The 16,959-nt window shown below is 62.8% G+C and carries 15 protein-coding genes, 1 tRNA gene, 1 pseudogene and 3 riboswitches; of the genes and pseudogenes, 6 read left to right on the top strand and 11 right to left on the bottom strand.

Going from position 1 to position 16,959, the window contains the following annotated elements; all coding sequences use genetic code 11:
• Nucleotides 1-14: 14 nt before the first annotated feature.
• The 6 genes from M0D64_RS19590 to M0D64_RS19565 form a co-directional block, all read right to left on the bottom strand.
• On the bottom strand, nt 15-1,145 hold the full coding sequence (locus M0D64_RS19590; protein ID WP_154566474.1) for an alginate lyase family protein: 1,131 nt from the start codon (nt 1,143-1,145) through the stop codon (nt 15-17).
• 117 nt (nt 1,146-1,262) lie between these two features.
• The gene (gene gcvP, locus M0D64_RS19585) at nt 1,263-4,193 is read right to left on the bottom strand and encodes an aminomethyl-transferring glycine dehydrogenase (protein WP_266258902.1); all 2,931 of its coding nucleotides are present in this window, start codon (nt 4,191-4,193) and stop codon (nt 1,263-1,265) included.
• 94 nt (nt 4,194-4,287) lie between these two features.
• Nucleotides 4,288-4,668: a glycine cleavage system protein GcvH gene (gene gcvH / locus M0D64_RS19580; RefSeq protein ID WP_154566472.1), complete on the bottom strand. Its 381-nt coding sequence runs from the start codon at nt 4,666-4,668 to the stop codon at nt 4,288-4,290.
• 63 nt (nt 4,669-4,731) lie between these two features.
• Nucleotides 4,732-5,850 carry a glycine cleavage system aminomethyltransferase GcvT gene (gene gcvT, locus M0D64_RS19575; RefSeq protein WP_171925303.1) on the bottom strand — a complete coding sequence of 373 codons (1,119 nt, stop codon included), beginning with the start codon at nt 5,848-5,850 and terminating at the stop codon, nt 4,732-4,734.
• A gap of 80 nt (nt 5,851-5,930) precedes the next feature.
• Nucleotides 5,931-6,090: riboswitch (glycine riboswitch) on the bottom strand.
• 33 nt (nt 6,091-6,123) lie between these two features.
• Nucleotides 6,124-6,225, bottom strand: a riboswitch (glycine riboswitch).
• Between the two features lie 141 nt (nt 6,226-6,366).
• Entirely contained in the window at nt 6,367-6,720 is a 354-nt protein-coding gene (locus M0D64_RS19570) for a hypothetical protein (protein WP_154566470.1), read from the bottom strand.
• Between the two features lie 200 nt (nt 6,721-6,920).
• Nucleotides 6,921-7,970, bottom strand: coding sequence for an oxidoreductase (locus M0D64_RS19565; protein ID WP_266258901.1), 1,050 nt, complete (start codon nt 7,968-7,970; stop codon nt 6,921-6,923).
• A gap of 431 nt (nt 7,971-8,401) precedes the next feature.
• Here M0D64_RS19565 and M0D64_RS19560 point away from each other — a divergent pair, with 431 nt between their 5' ends.
• The gene (locus M0D64_RS19560) at nt 8,402-10,492 is read left to right on the top strand and encodes a UvrD-helicase domain-containing protein (protein ID WP_171925305.1); all 2,091 of its coding nucleotides are present in this window, start codon (nt 8,402-8,404) and stop codon (nt 10,490-10,492) included.
• 219 nt (nt 10,493-10,711) lie between these two features.
• On the top strand, nt 10,712-11,305 hold the full coding sequence (locus M0D64_RS19555) for a hypothetical protein (RefSeq protein ID WP_266258900.1): 594 nt from the start codon (nt 10,712-10,714) through the stop codon (nt 11,303-11,305).
• Between the two features lie 82 nt (nt 11,306-11,387).
• Here the strand turns inward: M0D64_RS19555 and M0D64_RS19550 are convergent, their stop codons facing one another.
• Entirely contained in the window at nt 11,388-12,287 is a 900-nt protein-coding gene (locus tag M0D64_RS19550) for a cytochrome c5 family protein (protein WP_171925307.1), read from the bottom strand.
• 296 nt (nt 12,288-12,583) lie between these two features.
• On the opposite strand from M0D64_RS19550, the gene M0D64_RS19545 reads away from it, so the two are divergent.
• Nucleotides 12,584-12,659, top strand: a tRNA-Arg gene (locus tag M0D64_RS19545).
• 75 nt (nt 12,660-12,734) lie between these two features.
• On the opposite strand, the pseudogene M0D64_RS19540 reads toward M0D64_RS19545, so the two are convergent.
• The 3 genes and pseudogenes from M0D64_RS19540 to M0D64_RS19530 all read right to left on the bottom strand — a co-directional run.
• A pseudogene (locus M0D64_RS19540) lies at nt 12,735-12,857 on the bottom strand (site-specific integrase); the annotation flags it as partial.
• Nucleotides 12,856-13,131, bottom strand: coding sequence for a BrnA antitoxin family protein (locus M0D64_RS19535; RefSeq protein ID WP_154566466.1), 276 nt, complete (start codon nt 13,129-13,131; stop codon nt 12,856-12,858). The gene M0D64_RS19535 and the pseudogene M0D64_RS19540, both read right to left, overlap by 2 nt.
• Nucleotides 13,103-13,384 carry a BrnT family toxin gene (locus tag M0D64_RS19530; RefSeq protein ID WP_154566465.1) on the bottom strand — a complete coding sequence of 94 codons (282 nt, stop codon included), beginning with the start codon at nt 13,382-13,384 and terminating at the stop codon, nt 13,103-13,105. Before M0D64_RS19530 ends, M0D64_RS19535 begins: the two co-directional genes overlap by 29 nt.
• Nucleotides 13,385-13,675: 291 nt before the next feature.
• On the opposite strand from M0D64_RS19530, the gene M0D64_RS19525 reads away from it, so the two are divergent.
• Nucleotides 13,676-14,032, top strand: a complete 357-nt coding sequence (locus M0D64_RS19525; RefSeq protein ID WP_266258899.1) for a helix-turn-helix domain-containing protein — start codon at nt 13,676-13,678, stop codon at nt 14,030-14,032.
• A 95-nt stretch (nt 14,033-14,127) separates the two neighbouring features.
• Complete coding sequence (locus tag M0D64_RS19520; protein ID WP_171925308.1) at nt 14,128-14,430, top strand: hypothetical protein; 303 nt, start codon at nt 14,128-14,130, stop codon at nt 14,428-14,430.
• 59 nt (nt 14,431-14,489) lie between these two features.
• On the opposite strand, the gene M0D64_RS19515 is transcribed toward M0D64_RS19520, so the two are convergent.
• Nucleotides 14,490-15,509 carry an NADP-dependent oxidoreductase gene (locus M0D64_RS19515; RefSeq protein ID WP_171925309.1) on the bottom strand — a complete coding sequence of 340 codons (1,020 nt, stop codon included), beginning with the start codon at nt 15,507-15,509 and terminating at the stop codon, nt 14,490-14,492.
• A gap of 164 nt (nt 15,510-15,673) precedes the next feature.
• Nucleotides 15,674-15,845: riboswitch (yybP-ykoY riboswitch) on the top strand.
• Between the two features lie 100 nt (nt 15,846-15,945).
• Between M0D64_RS19515 and M0D64_RS19510 the strand changes: the two genes are divergently transcribed.
• The gene (locus tag M0D64_RS19510) at nt 15,946-16,956 is read left to right on the top strand and encodes a sodium:calcium antiporter (RefSeq protein WP_171925310.1); all 1,011 of its coding nucleotides are present in this window, start codon (nt 15,946-15,948) and stop codon (nt 16,954-16,956) included.
• Nucleotides 16,957-16,959: the final 3 nt, after the last annotated feature.

The raw sequence follows: 16,959 nt of genomic DNA, 5'->3' as shown, positions 1-16,959 counted from the left end.
TGATAAAGGTTAGTTTAGCGCGCCGGCAGCGGTAAGCACACGGCGAGCCATGCGGGCGGCGTCGGTGCGAGCTGCAGCGCGATCGGCGTATAGCGTCCGTCGAGACGCGCCGCCAGGTGAAACAGTTCCGTCGCGTTTTTCGGATCCCATTGACCCGAATAGCCGGGCAAACCGGCCTCGCGACGTTTGGCATCGAACGGAACGTTCGAATGCACGAATTCTTCATGCGTTTTGCTGCCATCCGCGTACGGCGTGAGCCAGTTCAGCGCGCCTTGTAACGACGCGCCGTTCGCACCCTTTTCCGGCAACCAGTTGCGGTTGTGGCGGCGCGCGGCGAGCGCGGCGGTCACGAGCGGCTGCAGGTCGTAGGTGACGTAGTGCAGCGCGTCGCGCTCGCCGAAGTCGAACGTCGAGCCGTCCGGCGCAATGTTGTCGCCGATATGCTCGTCGAACAGGCGCTGCGCCGCGTTGATCATCTTGCGGTTATCCAGCGTAAACGCGGCCATCGAGATCAGCTTGATCCGGTGGCTTTGCCAGTTGTTCTTGAACGTGCCCGTGAGCGGCCGCGGCTGCGCGTCGATCTGCGCGATATAGCCGCTCGCGAGCTTCGTCAGGAACGCCATCGAAGCATTGCGCGTCTTCACCGGCAACGCGCTCGCGGTCATGTCGTAGGCGAGGATCAGGCCCTCAAAATGGGTTTCGTCGATCGGATTGAAACTGGGTTGATAAGTCGTGACCCACGCATACAGCAGGCGGTCGACCAGTTTCAGATAACGGTCGTCACTGGTCGCGCGCCAGGCGAGCGCGGCGTCGCGCAGCAGATCCAGATCCTTCTCCGCCTCGACGCTTTGATCGTAGATGCCCTCGTGCGGCAACGTGCCTTCGGTATGCAGTTTCGCCAGCGCATGCGGCGGGTCGTTCAGATGTGCCAGTACATTGCTCACCAGTGCCTTGACGCCTGGGTCGGCATTCGTGCGCTCGCTGGTTTGCAACGCGGGCGCCGCGCAAAAATTCATTGCGGCCTGCGCCTGCCGTAGCGGCAGCAGCACCGCCGCGCCAGCCAGCAATAGCGTGCAAGCCTGTTGCCATGTTTGGGTTCGCCTGATTTCGGTCCGGCTTTGCATCAATCGCACCTGTCGTGCCATGCGAAACTCCTCGTTAGGCTGATTCGGTGTGTGATGTTAGCCGTTTGCGGACACAAGCGACAGAACCGCGCAACGCCTGCTTACAACCTTCAGGCGCTGCGCGGTTTGCGGGCCGGCTTACTCGTAGTCGGCGATCGGCACGCAGGAGCAGAACAGATTGCGGTCGCCGTACACGTTGTCCGCACGGCCGACCGGCGGCCAGTACTTCTTGGCGATCAGCGTGGGCAGCGGATACGCGGCGGTTTCGCGCGCATACGCATGTTTCCAGTCGTTCGCGATGACTACCGCCGCCGTGTGCGGCGCGTGCTTGAGCGGATTGTCTTCGCGGTCCGAGCGGCCGTCTTCCACAGCGCGGATTTCCTCGCGGATCGCGATCATCGCTTCGATGAAGCGGTCGAGTTCTTCCTTCGATTCCGATTCGGTCGGTTCGACCATCAACGTGCCCGGCACCGGGAAGCTCATGGTCGGTGCGTGGAAGCCGTAGTCGGCGAGGCGCTTGGCGACGTCGTCGACGGAGATGCCGCTGGTTTCCTTGATCGGACGCAGATCGAGAATGCATTCGTGCGCGACCAGTCCGCCTGGGCCCGAGTACAACACTGGGTAATGCGGCGCGAGTTTGTTCGCGACATAGTTTGCGTTGAGGATCGCGGTTTCGGTGGCGGCCGTGAGGTTCTTCGCGCCCATCATCGCGATGTACATCCACGAAATCGGCAGGATCGACGCGGAACCGTACGGCGCGCCCGACACAGCGCCGATACCGTTCGGTGCGCGCTCGTAGCCCGACGAAATCTGATTCGGCAAGAATTGCTCGAGATGCGCGCCGACCGCAACCGGACCGACGCCCGGTCCGCCGCCGCCGTGCGGAATACAGAAGGTCTTGTGCAGATTCAGGTGCGAGACGTCGCCGCCGAACTGACCCGGCGCACAGAGGCCGACCATGGCGTTCATGTTCGCGCCGTCCACATAGACCTGGCCGCCGTGCGCATGCACGATCTCGCAGATTTCGCGGACGTTCGATTCGAACACGCCGTGTGTGGACGGATACGTGATCATGATCGCCGCGAGCTTGTCGGCGTGTTGCTCGGCTTTCTTTTTCAGGTCTTCGATATCGACGTTGCCTTGCGCGTCGCAAGCCACTACGACCACCTGCATGCCGGCCATCTGCGCCGATGCCGGGTTCGTGCCGTGCGCCGAAGCGGGAATCAGGCAGACGTTGCGGTGGCCTTCGCCGCGCGATGCGTGGTACGCGTGAATGATCAACAGACCCGCGTACTCGCCTTGCGAGCCGGCGTTCGGCTGCAGCGACACCGCTGCGTAGCCGGTGGCCGCGACCAGCATCTGTTCGAGCTGATCGATCATTTCGCGGTAGCCGACCGTTTGCTCAGCCGGTGCGAACGGGTGAATCTGACCGAACTCGGGCCACGTGACCGGCAGCATTTCGGAGGTCGCGTTCAGCTTCATCGTGCAGGAGCCGAGCGGGATCATCGAGCGGTCGAGTGCGAGGTCCTTGTCGGAGAGGCTGCGCAGGTAGCGCAGCATTTCCGTTTCCGAATGGTGGCGGTTGAACACGTGGTGCGTAAGGTACGCGCTGGTGCGTTCGAGCGCAGCGGGCACGGTGTTCTCGGCGGGGAGTTCTGCGTCGAGGGCGTCGATTTGCGGGACTTCGTCGACAAATGCCGCTTGCGCAAACGCTGCGAGCAGATCGGCCAGATCGCTGCGCGTGGTGGTTTCGTCGATCGAGATGCCGACGCGCGTATCGCTCACGCGGCGCAGATTGATGCGCCGCGCCGTTGCCGCGTCATGCAGCGCCTGGGTGCGTGCGCCGGTTTCGAACGTGAGCGTGTCGAAGAACGTGTCGTTGACGAGCGTGTAACCGAGCTTCTTCGCGCCGGCTGCGAGCAATGCAGCGATGCGGTTCACGCGCAGCGCGATCGTCTTCAGACCGTGCGGGCCGTGATAGACGGCGTACATACTGGCCATGATCGCGAGCAGCGCTTGCGCGGTACACACGTTCGAGGTCGCCTTCTCGCGGCGGATATGTTGTTCGCGCGTTTGCAGCGCGAGACGCAGTGCCGGATTGCCTTGCGCATCGACAGTCACACCGACCAGACGGCCCGGCATCTGACGCTTGAATTCGTCGCGCACGGCGAGGTAAGCCGCGTGCGGGCCGCCGAAACCAACCGGCACGCCGAAACGCTGCGTGTTGCCGACGGCCACGTCCGCGCCCCATTCGCCCGGCGGCGTCAAAACGGTCAGCGCGAGCAGATCGGCAGCGACTACCACGTGGCCGCCTGCGGCATGGATCGCTTCAGCGAGCGCGCGGTAGTCGCGCACGTCGCCGTTTACGCCCGGGTATTGCAGCAGCACGCCGAACGCATTCGCGTTCGCCGCCTCCGCAGCCGGGCCCACTTTCACTTCGATGCCGACCGGCGTGGCGCGCGTCTTCACCACTTCGATGGTTTGCGGCAGCACGTCGTCGGCGACGTAAAACACGTTCGACTTCGGCTTGCCGACGCGTTGCAGCAGCGTCATCGCTTCAGCGGCCGCGGTGGCTTCGTCGAGCAGCGAGGCGTTCGAGATCGCGAGACCCGTCAGGTCGACGATCATCTGCTGGAAGTTCAGCAGCGCTTCCAGACGGCCCTGCGAGATTTCCGGCTGATACGGCGTGTACGCGGTGTACCACGCCGGATTTTCGAGCACGTTACGCAGGATCACCGTCGGGGTGTGCGCGTTGTAATAACCCTGCCCGATGTACGAGCGGAACACCTGGTTCTTGTTCGCCAGTTCACGCAGCGCGGCGAGCGCTTCCGCTTCGCTTTTCGGCTGGGCGAAGGGGCCGAGCGGCAGCGTTTCGGTGCGGCGGATCGTCTTCGGAATGACCGCGTCGATCAGCGCGGCGCGCGACGCGAAGCCGAGGGCTTCGAGCATCGCTTGCTGGTCGGCCGAATCCGGGCCGATGTGCCGTTCAGCGAAGGCGTCATGCACTTCGAGCGCGGCGAGCGAGAGAGGAGTGCGGTTCATCAGACGATCCGGGTGTTCGAGCTTCATGAGGTGTTCCTGGCGGTGCGGGCGTCCGTTCGACTGTCGAATCGGACGCGCCGCGCCTGTCGGGTTTAAACGTAATGGTGCAAGTTGCGGTGAATCAGGCGCCGACGGCCTTGGCGTACGCGTCCGCGTCGATCAGGCGATCCTGCGATGCGTCCGCGGCCGGCTTGATCTTGAAGAGCCAGTTCTCGTACGGCGCGCTGTTGACGCCATCCGGCGTGTCGGCGACGGCCGGGTTCGCTTCGATGATTTCGCCCGAGACTGGCGCGTAGATATCGGAAGCGGCTTTCACCGACTCGATCACGGCGACGGTGTCGCCAGCGTTGACGGTCTTGCCCAGTTCCTGAACTTCGAAGAAGACGATGTCGCCGAGCGCTTCCTGCGCGTGGTCGGTGATGCCGACCGTCAGCGTGCCGTCCGCTTCGGTGCGGACCCACTCGTGCGATTCGGTGTATTTCAGATCGGCCGGGATGCTCATCGGATGCTCCTATGCGGTGTTATTCGGTATGAACTTAAAAAGGTAAACGCACGCGCCGGCTGCTTAAACTGCGAGCACTTTGCCGTTGCGTACGAACGGCAGTTTTACCACGCTTGCGGGTACGTTTTTGTCACGAATCTGGACGTGAACGGTGTCGCCCGGCTGCACGCCTTTCGGCACGCGCGCAAAGGCGATCGATTCCTGCATCGTGGGTGAAAAAGTGCCGCTGGTGATTTCGCCTTCGCCGTGCGGCGTGACGACTTTCTGGTGAGCACGCAGCACGCCTGCCGCCTTGCCGTTTTCCTTCAGCAGGATCAGACCGACGAACGAGGCCTGCGAGCCGTCGGCTTCAAGCTTGGCCTTGCCGACGAAATCGCGCGGCGAATTCAGATCGACAGTCCAGGCGAGGCCGGCGTCCAGCGGCGAGACGTTGTCGTCCATATCCTGGCCGTACAGGTTCATGCCGGCTTCGAGACGCAGCGTGTCGCGCGCGCCGAGACCCGCAGGGCGCACACCTTGACGCACCAATGCGTCCCAGAACTCGCAGACGGACGTTGCAGGCAGGACGATTTCGAAGCCGTCTTCGCCGGTGTAGCCGGTGCGGGCAATCATCAATTCGCCAAACGGCGTGTTGTCGACGATCGCGGCGTTAAATGGCTTAAGGAGTTCGGTCGAGGTACGGCTGGACGGCGCGACTTGCCAGACCTTATCGCGGGCGTTCGGGCCCTGCACGGCGACGATCGCCAGATCGCGGCGCGGCGTGATGGTCAGGCCGTAGCTGCCTTCGGCGTTGAGCTTGCTGAACCAGGCGACGTCTTTCTCCGCGGTGCCGGCGTTGACGACCAGGCGGAAGTGCGTCTCGCTGAAGTAATAGACGATCAGATCGTCGATCACACCGCCATTCGGGTTCAGCAGACAGGAGTAGAGCGCGCGGCCCGGCGTTTGCAGCTTGGCGACATTGTTGGCCAGCGCGTGTTCGAAGAAGGCGCGCACGCGTTCACCGGTGAAATCGACGACGCACATATGCGAGACGTCGAACATGCCGGCGTCGGTGCGCACGGCGCGGTGTTCGTCGATCTGCGAGCCGTAGTTGACGGGCATGTCCCAGCCGCCGAAATCGACCATGCGGGCGTTGAGCGCACGATGGGTGGCGTTGAGCGGGGTGTGTTTGAGTTCGGTCATGGGGCCTCAGGCGTCTCGCGAAACAAAAAAGGCCATGCGGCGCTACGCCTCGCGGCTGATGCCTGCGAGCGATTGCGTTGCATGACCCCTCTGTCCTCGATACCTGAGAGATTGCGCTGCCGTGCGATGGTGAAGCCGTGATCGCTACGGTGAAACGCGCGCCCCTTCGGTGGGCAGCTTGCCAGAATCTGCTCGATTAAACGATGCAGACGGCTACTGCCGCTCTCCAGAGTGCGAAAAACCGGTGCCTTGATGTTGCCTGGGCGCGGGTTCTTCGACGCAGTCGGTCCTTTTGCCTGAGAGTTTGCGGGTGTGCCCCTTCGGCGGCGCGGCCTGCGATTTTCTGCGGCCAGCACGCTCTCCCGACGCGTGCGGCGAATGTACGCGAGGGCCGGGGGCTTGTCAAATAAAGGCCCGCAAGGGGCATGGGGGTTGGCGCTGCGGGTTCGCGAATGTCAAAAAAAGCGCGGGACGTGATGCCCGCGCTCCTTTGCTTCAGTGCCAGAACTGGCGCGATTATTCGCCGATGGCGTGTGCCGCGTTGTCCAGTTCCTGGTTCAGCACGTGCTGTTCGTCGCCGGACAGGCCGCCGCCGTGTTGCGCCGCCATGTCGTGAGCTTCCTGACGGATCACGTCGAGGCGATGGTGCAACGCACCGCCTTGCGGGGGCGGGTAGTAGCCTTGGTTGACGCGGGCGTCGATGCGGCGGCTCAGGTTGTCGATCCGGCCGTTGACCTGGTTGAAGCGCTGATCCGCGATTTGTTGCGGGTTAGGGCGCGGCGCCGGCGCGGGTTGCTGAGGAGCCACCACGCAGGCGGCGAGGGAGCTGAGCAAAGCGCATGCTGCTAGTGCGCGGACGATACGAGGCATGGACTCTCCGGGAAGTCGTTGTCGTTTTGTGGTGCTACTGGGGTAGCAACGGATTGCCGGGGACTCACGCTGACCGCGGAGGCGGGGTTATTTGTAACGTTATGTTCCTTTCGGGGTTGTCAGGCGTTTTGCCATTGGCGGCGGCATGGTTCGCGTGCCGTCGCCAAATGGCCAAAAAGCGCCCCGTGGCGCTGGGAAAGTCAGCGAATGCGTTCAAACGGCAACCGGACGCCTTCCTCCGAGCTCCGGGCTGCAAGCTCGATGATCGTCATCACGTCGACCGCGTCCTGAGCGCTGACGGGAAATTTCATGCCGTTCTGAATGGCATCCGCCAAGGCAATATAAAAGCCGACGTATTCGCCGTTGCGCGTAGGCACCTCCCGCTCGACTTCCTGGCCCTCTTCGAGCACACGCAACACACCAGGCGCATTGCCGGCGCCGAACCCGTCATCGCCCGGCCGCAAGCCGGCTTTCAACTGATCTTCCTGCGTATCGAGCCCGTATTTGACGTAGCTCCCCTGCGTGCCGTGGATCGTAAACCTCGGCGCGACGTACGCAGTCAACGCGCTGGCATGCAACACCACTTCGAACTCGCCGTAGCCCAACTGAATATGCACGTAGTCCGGCGCGCTGGCCTGATCGCGATGCGTCCGAACCGTCGCCGACACGGTCTGCGGTGCGCCGAACAGCGCCAGCGCCTGATCGATCAGGTGCGGTCCGAGATCGAATAGCAAACCGCCGCCGCGCGAAGCTTCCTCGCGCCAACGCTGCCGAACCTCCGGCCGGAATCGGTCGAAATGCGATTCGTATTGCGTGATACGCCCCAATTCTCTGCTGGCGAGCAGATCCCGCACGGTCAGAAAATCACCGTCCCAGCGGCGGTTATGAAAGGGGACGAACCGCTTGCCCCGGGCGAGTGCAATGTTGGCGAGCGTGTGAGCATCTGCGGCAGTCAGCGTGACCGGCTTGTCGACCACCACGTGCTTGCCCGCTTCCAGCGCGCGGCGCGCCAGGTCGAAGTGCGTGTCATTGGGTGTCGCGATGACGACGCAGTCGATTTCTTCGAGCGCCAGCAGGGCGTCGAGATCGGCCACCACCTTTGCGTGCGGGTAATCGGCCAGCGCGTGCTCGGGCTGGCTCGTCGCGATGGCCGCGATGCTCGCTCGCCCGCAGTGCTCGATCACCGGCGCATGAAAGGTCGCGCCAGCAAAACCGTAACCCATCAATCCAATCTTCAGCGATGCGGACATGCGTGTCTTCCTGCAAAAACGGCGCGCCGCTTTGCCACCGCGGCGACGGCGCGCAACAACGTAATTGTGGCATGTCCCGAAGGCGGACTGTCGGCATCGTCGCAGGCGCTTGTCGGCGGTGCCTGTCCGGCGGCGCTCGGACGGCAGTTGCAGCCGCGTTCGGGCCAGCTCACTCGAACGTCCGTTTTTCGTCGTCGGGCGAGCTGCCATCGCGGGCCCCGTTCCTGGCCATCCGACAGCGCGCCTGTCACGGCATCCGCTCCAGGCATCCGTGTTAACATCGCTCCTCTCGCGCGGATCGCTGCGAGCCGGAACGCCCCTCTCACTGAGGCACGCGCGCCAGCCACCCGCCCCGCGCAGCATGCCCCCGGGCCTTCGGTCTCGCGATTCCGCACCCAAGCGCCCTCAACCGCATTACCCATCCACTGACGATGTCCGCAGGCCTGAACCCCGCTCAAAATGAAGCGGTCCGTTATCTTGACGGCCCGTGTCTCGTGCTCGCCGGCGCAGGCAGTGGCAAGACGCGCGTGATCACGCAGAAGATCGCCCATCTGATCGAGGCCAAAGGCTTCGAGCCGCGCCACATTGCCGCCGTCACGTTCACGAACAAGGCCGCGTTGGAAATGCGCGAGCGCGTGGGCAAGCTGCTTGAAGGCAAGACGCTCACCACGCCCGGCAAGGAAGGCCGCAAAGTGCCCGTCAACCAGTTGACGGTTTGCACCTTCCACTCGCTCGGCGTGCAAATTCTGCGGCAGGAAGCGGAACACGTCGGTTTGAAGCCGCAGTTCTCGATCATGGATTCGGACGACTGCTTCGGCATGATCCAGGAGCAGGTCGGCTCGACAGACAAGGGTTTCATCCGCAAGATCCAGTCGATCATCTCGCTGTGGAAGAACGGCATGGTCATGCCCGAGCAGGCGATCGCGATCGCCGCAAACGAGGACGAACATCAGGCCGCGATCGTCTACCGCAATTACGTGGCGACGCTGCATGCGTATCAGGCGGTCGATTTCGACGACCTGATCCGTCTGCCCGCCGAACTCTTCGAGAAGAACGAGCAGGTGCGCGACCGCTGGCAGAACAAGCTGCGCTATCTGCTGATCGACGAGTATCAGGACACTAACGCGTGCCAGTACGAACTGGTGAAACTGCTGGCCGGCAAGCGCGCGGCGTTCACGGCGGTCGGCGACGACGATCAGGCAATCTATGGCTGGCGCGGCGCGACGCTCGAAAATCTCGGGCAGCTCAGCAAGGATTTTCCGAAGCTGCATCTGATCAAGCTCGAGCAGAACTACCGTTCGACGGTGCGCATTCTGACCGCCGCGAACAACGTGATCGCGAACAACCCGAAGCTGTTCGAAAAGAAGCTGTGGTCCGAACACGGCATGGGCGACACGATCACCGTCACGCCGTGCAACGACGAAGAGCACGAGGCCGAGTCCGTGGTGTTCCGCCTGTCCGCGCACAAGTTCGAGCGGCGCGCGAATTTTCGCGACTACGCGATCCTGTACCGCGGGAACTTCCAGGCGCGCATCTTCGAACAGGTGCTGCGTCGCGAGCGGATTCCGTATGTGTTGTCGGGCGGCCAGTCGTTCTTCGACAAAGCCGAGATCAAGGATATCTGCGCGTATCTGCGCCTGATCGCCAACGCGAACGACGACCCGGCGTTCATCCGCGCGATCACCACGCCGCGTCGCGGCGTCGGAAATACGACGCTCGAAGCGCTCGGCTCGTTTGCGGGTCAGGCGAAGGTGTCGTTGTTCGAAGCGGTGTACATGGGTGGCATCGAGGCGCGCCTGTCGCCGCGTCAGATCGAACCGATGCGCGTGTTCTGCGACTTCATGCAGCGCCTCACCGATCGTGCCGAGAAGGATGCCGCCGGGACCTTGCTCGACGAACTGATGGACGCAATTCACTACGAAGCCTATCTGTACGACGCGTTCGACGAACGTCAGGCGCAGTCCAAGTGGCAGAACGTGCTCGAGTTCATGGAATGGCTGAAGCGCAAGGGCACCAAGGCTGAACCCGAAGGTTCGGAGAAGAGCGAGGCAACCGGCTACGACACCGCCGACGGCTTCGGCGACACCGGTAAGAGTCTGCTCGGCCTGATTCAGACCGTCGCGCTGATGTCGATGCTCGAAGGTCGTGAAGAAGATCCGGACGCCGTGCGGCTTTCAACGGTGCACGCGTCGAAGGGGCTGGAATATCCGCACGTGTTTCTGGTGGGCGTCGAAGAAGGCATCATGCCGCACCGTGGCGGCCCGGACGACGAGCCGATCGACGACGCGCGCATCGAGGAAGAGCGTCGTCTGATGTACGTCGCGATTACACGGGCGCAGCGCAGTCTGCATCTGAACTGGTGCAAGAAGCGCAAGCGCGCGAGAGAGACCGTGGTGTGCGAGCCGTCGCGCTTCATCCCCGAGATGCTGCTCGACGACGCCCCGCCGCCGACACCCGAAGAAGCGCCGATGTCGCCGAAGGATCGGCTTGCGAGTTTGAAGGCGTTGTTGCAGAAGCCTTGAGTGATGGAGCGAACGCGTGTGCGTTGCGTTCGCTTGATCGCAAGCGCACGCTTGGCTCGGAGGCGCCGTGCGTAGGCAACCGCAATTCGTTTGCATTCCCCGACTTGCCCACATAACCCGCGCGCGGCAGGTGCATCGGCGGTTTTTCCACGGACGCACGCTACAGTGGCACGGCCCGTTGATCGGGCGTCGATCAGGCATCAATCGGAGACCGCTCGCATGCACACGCCGCCGCTCGCGCACTATCGCCGCGCGCTCGAAACCTACATCGACGCAAAAGACAACACGCGTGCTAATCGCATTGCCGAGGCCTTCGCACCGGATGCGGTCCTCACCGTTTCGCTCGCTACGTCGAATATCGCGTTTCCGGCGCGCACAGTCGGGGCTGGTGCGATCACGAAAACGCTCGTCACCGATTTCGGCGCGCAGTACGCGCAGTGCCGCACCTATTACGTGTGCGATTCGCTCGCGGTGGACAACGGCACGATCGACGCCTTACCCTGGCTGGTGGTGATGCGCGAACGGGCAACCGGCGCATTGCGCGTGGGCCACGGAGTGTATCGGTGGACTTTCGACGCGGCGCCGGCCGTCACTGGGTTCCATATCCACATCGCACGCATGGACGTCGTGCCGGACGTCGACGGCAAATTGCTCGAAGCGTTGCAAGATGGGCTGAGCTATCCGTGGCTAGTGCCTGCCGACCTGCACACGCATTTGACGTCGCTGGCTCGTACCACGCCGGCGTTGGCATTTGTCGAGGCGTTCAGCCGCACCGCGGTTGCATCGGCAGGCGCCTGGGCCGACGGCGCATAAAGCGCATTTCGGATAAAAAAATCCCTGCCCGTGTCGCCACGGTGCAGGGATTTTTTGTCCTGCGACAACCGCCAGAAGCGCCTTATTTCGCCGCGCTGACCATGTAGTCGACGGCCGCCTTCACGTCCGCGTCGGAGGCAGTCGAGCCACCCTTGGGCGGCATCGCGCCCTTGCCGTGCAGCGCATAGTTGTAGACCGTGTCGATCGGGTCTTTCAGGCGCGACGCCCATGCTTCCTTGTCGCCGAACTTCGGTGCGTTCAGCACGCCGGCCGCGTGACAGGCCTGGCAAACCTGCTGATACAGCGCCTTGCCGGCTTGAGAGGCGTCCGCGCTTTGGGTTCCGCCCGCTGCTGGCGCAGCCGCTTGCGGCACGCTGGCCATGGCCGCCATTGCTGCAGCGGCTTGTGCGGCGCCAGCGTCCGAAGCACCCGCCGGCGCGGCGGCAGCAGCGCCAGACGCGGCGGCCGCCGCGCCCGCTGCCGGTTGCGCCGGTTCAGGGAAGCTCGCACCGGAATTGTTCGCCATGTAAGCCACCGCGCGGGCGATTTCGAAGTCGCTGTAGTCGTCCGGGCTGGTGCCGCCACGCGCGGGCATCGCGCCCTTGCCGACGAGCGCCGTGTGCCACAGCGTGTCGAAGCCCTGCGCGATGCGCGGCGCCCAGTCGGCGGTATTGGTGAATTTCGGCGCGCCTGCCGCACCCGACGCGTGACACGCAGAGCAAACGGCCTTGTAGACCTCTTCGCCGGACTTGTAGACGCGCGGCGCATTGGCGTCGCGAATGTCGACTTGCGCGAGCGGCTTGATGCGCGCGCTGACCTCGGCGTCGGAAAGACTGTCCGTGCCGGCGCCGGTGCGCGTCGAATTATCGACGTAGATCACGAGCAGAACGATGATGACGATCGGTACCGCAAAACTGGCAATGATCGCGGCGATGAGCTGCCCGGGGGTTTTGATTGGGGCTCCGTGTGGTGCTTCGCTCATGCTTGTCTCGTCTCCGTGGGTATGTGAGCGGTACAGCGTGACGGCAACTTCTTGTTCTTTAATCAGGCACGGACGATTATAGACGCAACATTTCGGCGGCGGCGAGGGGCGCGGCGAGGTGTTCAGCAGGCGTTTACCCGCATCGAAAGGTGCGGCCGGTGCCCCCTGGATGGCGGGCAGGAGGCGCCCAATCCCGCCATATAGGCCGTCCGGTGGACGGTTTGGCCGAAACCGGGTATCCTTTCGGTCTCGCTTTGGCGTCGCTCCTGTTCAGGTTGCCGCGCTTTCGTGTTGAAGCGCCCGTAGCTCAATGGATAGAGTACTGCCCTCCGAAGGCAGGGGTTGCTGGTTCGATCCCAGCCGGGCGCACCAATAGCCGTAAGGCTTTCAGCGGTTTCTCTGCTTCACCGTTTCCCCCAGCACAGTGAAAATATAGTCGGCCGGCAGTCATCTGTAGGTCGACGACGGTGTGTGCAGCTGAACCCAACGTGCCAGGCGATCGGCTGACAGGTGCGCGTAGCGTTGCACCATTTCCAGCGTTTCCCACCCTCCCGACTCCTTTAGCACCTCATGCGTGGTGTGTCTTGAGCCAGTCGCGCAGTGCGTCGTTCATGCGCGTTTGCCAGCCTTCGCCGCTTGCTCTGAAACGCTCCACTATCTCAGCGTCGTATCGAATCGTCACCGCGACTTTCGGGTGCGCAAGCTTAGGTCGGCCGCCGCGCGGCTTCATCTGTGCGAACTGTTCATCGGTCGGTTCGAACGTGTCAGGGTCGGCCGCGATGCCGCGAGCAATCGCGGCTTCTTCTTCGGGCGTGTTACGGATCAATTTGGGTTGCTTTTTCATAGCGGTCTATCTCCCGGTTGTTCGCCTTGCGCAGACTAATAACCCGAAAGGTTTCGCCGCGCTGCGTGAACACGACGCAATAGAGGCGGGCGTCGATCACGGCATAGCCAATTTCGCGCAACTCGCCGTAATCCTTGCGGTCGTCGGGTGCGCACCATACGGACGACCAATCAATCGCTTCGGCGATTGACAGAGATACGCCGTGCTTCTGCTCGTTGGCGTTGCTCTTGGTTTGGTCGTGAGTCGTTTTCATATGGTTATTGTAGTTACAAAAACAAAGGGCCGTAACAGGTTTTTGTAACTACGTTTACTTGCCTAGCTTGCGAAAGTGGTCTCGGTGTCGGTCGCTCGTCGGGTCGTCGCGCGTTTCCAGTTCTTCCTGATGGATGCGCGGCATGAATCCGTCCTCCGTCTAAAAACCAATCAAGAGGGTTTTGATTAACAACAACTCGATTGTGGAGTACTCCATTATGATGTAAATCAACCTATTAACTCACAATCCAGAGCTACAATCATGGCTGGACTTTCACCGCTGAGCTTAGCCATGAACCCAAAGGACGAACAGTTTTTCAAGGCGCTGGGTGCGCGTATCGCCAGCGCCCGCAAGGCCCGCGAGTTCACCCAACAGCAACTCGCCGAGCAGCTCGGCATTGCCCAGCAGACCCTCGCTCACTACGAAGGTGGGCGGCTGCGGCTGCCTGCCTCACTGCTACCGGAGTTGACCAGAACGCTTGGGCTTTCATCCGATGAACTGCTGGGGCAGAACGTCACCCCAGACGGCAAACGCGGTCCGTCCTCTAAGCTGCAACAGCAGATCGAGGCGATCAGCCGGCTACCGAAGGCGCGGCAACGCTTCGTGTCCGAGATGCTTGATACGGTGCTGGCACAGAGCCAGCGGTAAGGAAGGAGATTTGATGCAGTAGAAGAAGCGCGGGCCGCATGGGCGGCAACCCATACGGCCCGCTGACCACCACCAACTCACCGAAGGAGTTGACCATGGCTGATGCCAATCTTAAACCACGTCGCGCACGCGACGAACACGTCACGCGCATTTCCGTTGCGCTTGAAGCAGACCGCACGCACGAACGCGGCAAGCGTACTGCCTTTCCCTGGATGCAGGTTACCGATGCCATGCTCGAACACGCCGGCTTCCTGCCCGGACACCAGGTCCGGTTCACCATCGACTACCGGCTCGGACAGATCACCATCACCCCGGACTATGACTACAGAGTTGCCGGCAGGTACATGACCGCGCCAGAGACCGAGGCCATGCTGCAAAGACGCAGCAAACGGAAATAAACAATCCACAAACGACAACCCCGGCCAGCGTCGGGGTTGTCGTTCAGGAACTCACACCTTCATACCCTCACCAGCAGCTTCCCAAGATTCTTCCCCTCAAACAGGCTATTCAGCGCGTTCGGCAACGCGTCAAACCCATCGACGTAAGTCTCCTGATAAACGATTTCACCGTTCTTCACCCACGGCGCAACCGTCTGCAGCATCTCATCCATCCGATGCGTAAAATCGCGCGCCAGAATCCCCTGAATCGTCGCGCGCTGAAACAGCATGTGCTGCAGGAAGCGCGGCGCGAGGTCCGGCGTGTCGAGACCGCCGTCGTATTGAGCGATCGCGCCGCAGATCACGATCCGTGCGCGGCGCTTGATGAGCGGAATCACCGCATCTGTGACCATGCCGCCCACGTTGTCGAAATAGACATCGACGCCGCCGGTCGCCGCCTGCAGCGCTGACTGCAAGCCTTCAAGCGTCGGATGCGCCCGATAGTCGACCGCGCCGTCGAGCTTCAGCGTGTCGGTCAGAAACGCGCACTTGTCCGGACCGCCCGCTATCCCAATGACGCGACATCCGGCGCGCTTGCCGAACTGCGCGACCAGCGAGCCGACTGCGCCCGCCGCACCGGACACGACCAGCGTGTCGCCCGGACGCGGCTTGCCCGCTTCCATCAAACCGAACCACGCGGTGCGTCCCGGCATGCCGAGCACGCCGAGCGCGGTCGAAACCGGCGCCGCGGCGGGGTCCAGTTTGGCCAGTTCGCTGTGATGGCACTTGGCATACAACTGCCAGCCGCTATAGGCCGACACCCAGTCGCCCTGCTTGAACAGCGGGCTCGCCGACGCCACCACTTCACCCACCACGCCCGCTCGCTGCACGATGCCGAGTGGATGCGGCACATCGTAGGTATTGCGTTCGTGCTGCTGGATGCGAATGTACGGATCGACGCTGATAATGCGCGCCCGGATGAGCACCTCATTGGATGACAATTTGTCGTCGAGTTCGCTTTCGCGTAACTCGTAATGCTCATCGCCAACGCGTCCTTCAGGACGCTTGACGTAAAACCACTGGCGGTTTTGATAACTCATGTGAACACTCACTGCGGTCGTAAACGGTGAGTGATCTTACCAGTGGGGCCATCGCACGCTTGCGAGGCTGATGTCGCATCACCGGACGGCCGTAGCAAAACCAGAGGGCGCCGGCCCACGCGCCCGATTCCAAGCTTGTTGAAAGCCGCCCGTCCCGTTAGAATCCCCCGGTCACTGGGGAGTAGCCTTCCTTCATCCTTTGAAGGAGAGCGCGTCAACATACTTGGCCTGCGGGTCATGGCGCGTTCGACCGGGTCGGTTTGGCGAGACCATTGGCGCACTGCTTCGTTCTGGTCGGACGGGTCGCGGTGCGTCATTGGTTCGTTACTTTCGTCCGACCGCGGAGTTGCCCTGTGAAACATCGTTGTGCCCTGCCAGTCTCCCCACTTGCCGGTCCGTTGTGCCGCTTCCCCTTTGCATTTGCAGGGAGCCACGCATGACCGGTCTCCTGTTCCAACTCGCCATCATGCTGGTCGTCATTCTCGTGGCGGCCGAGCTCTTCACCAATGCCCTCGAGCATCTCGGCGAGCGTCTGAAAATCTCCGAGGGCGTGACGGGTTCGCTGTTCGCGGCGGTCGGTACCGCCTTGCCCGAAACCCTCGTCCCGCTGCTCGCGATTGCGGGCGGCACGACCGATAGCGCGGTCAATCAGGAGATCGGCGTCGGCGCGATTCTCGGCGCGCCGCTCATGCTCTCCACCCTCTCCACCTTCCTGATGACGCTGGCGATTCTCGGTTCGCGCGGTGCCGGCGGCTGGGTCACGCCGGAACGCACGGGTTTCACGCGCGATCTGAACTACTTCCTGTGCGCCTTTGTGCTGGCCGCCGCGGCAATGTACGTGCCGCATGAAGAGATGATCGTACGGGGGCTGTTCAGCGCGGCGCTGGTCGGTGTGTACATCGCGTATGTGGTGATGACGTTCCGTGCATCGAACAAACTGGTCGACGCCGGTCACGGCACTGAAGCGCCGGGCAGAATGCTGCTGTCGCGTCTTGGCTTGCCCACCAATCTCGCGACCATTGCCGTGCAGTTGGTGCTGGCGGTTGCGTTGCTGGTGTGGGGCGCGGAAGGCTTCATCCACGGTGTGCGGGGCGTGTCGCAGGTGCTCGGCGTCTCGCCATTGCTGCTGTCGCTGCTGATCATTCCGATCGCCACCGAGTTGCCGGAGAAGGTCAACAGCATCCTGTGGATTCGCCGTGGCAAGGACACGCTGGCGTTCGGCAACATCACCGGCGCGATGGTTTTCCAGGGCACGCTGCTGCCCGCCATCGGGATTCTGCTGACACCGTGGACGCCGCGTATCGAAGTGGTGACCGGTATCGTGATCACGCTCGCCGCCGCCGCGTGGCTGCGGATCAACGTGCGCGCGCGCGGCGTGCCGGTGTGGGCGCTGCTGGTGTGCGGCGTGCTCTACGCCGCTTATCTGGCGATCACGCTGAGCCGCTGAGCG

This window comes from Paraburkholderia sp. WS6 (assembly GCF_030464835.1).
GTDB lineage: Bacteria > Pseudomonadota > Gammaproteobacteria > Burkholderiales > Burkholderiaceae > Paraburkholderia > Paraburkholderia madseniana.
Note: the sequence above shows the minus strand (reverse complement) of the source record. Positions and strands in the feature narration are given on the sequence as shown.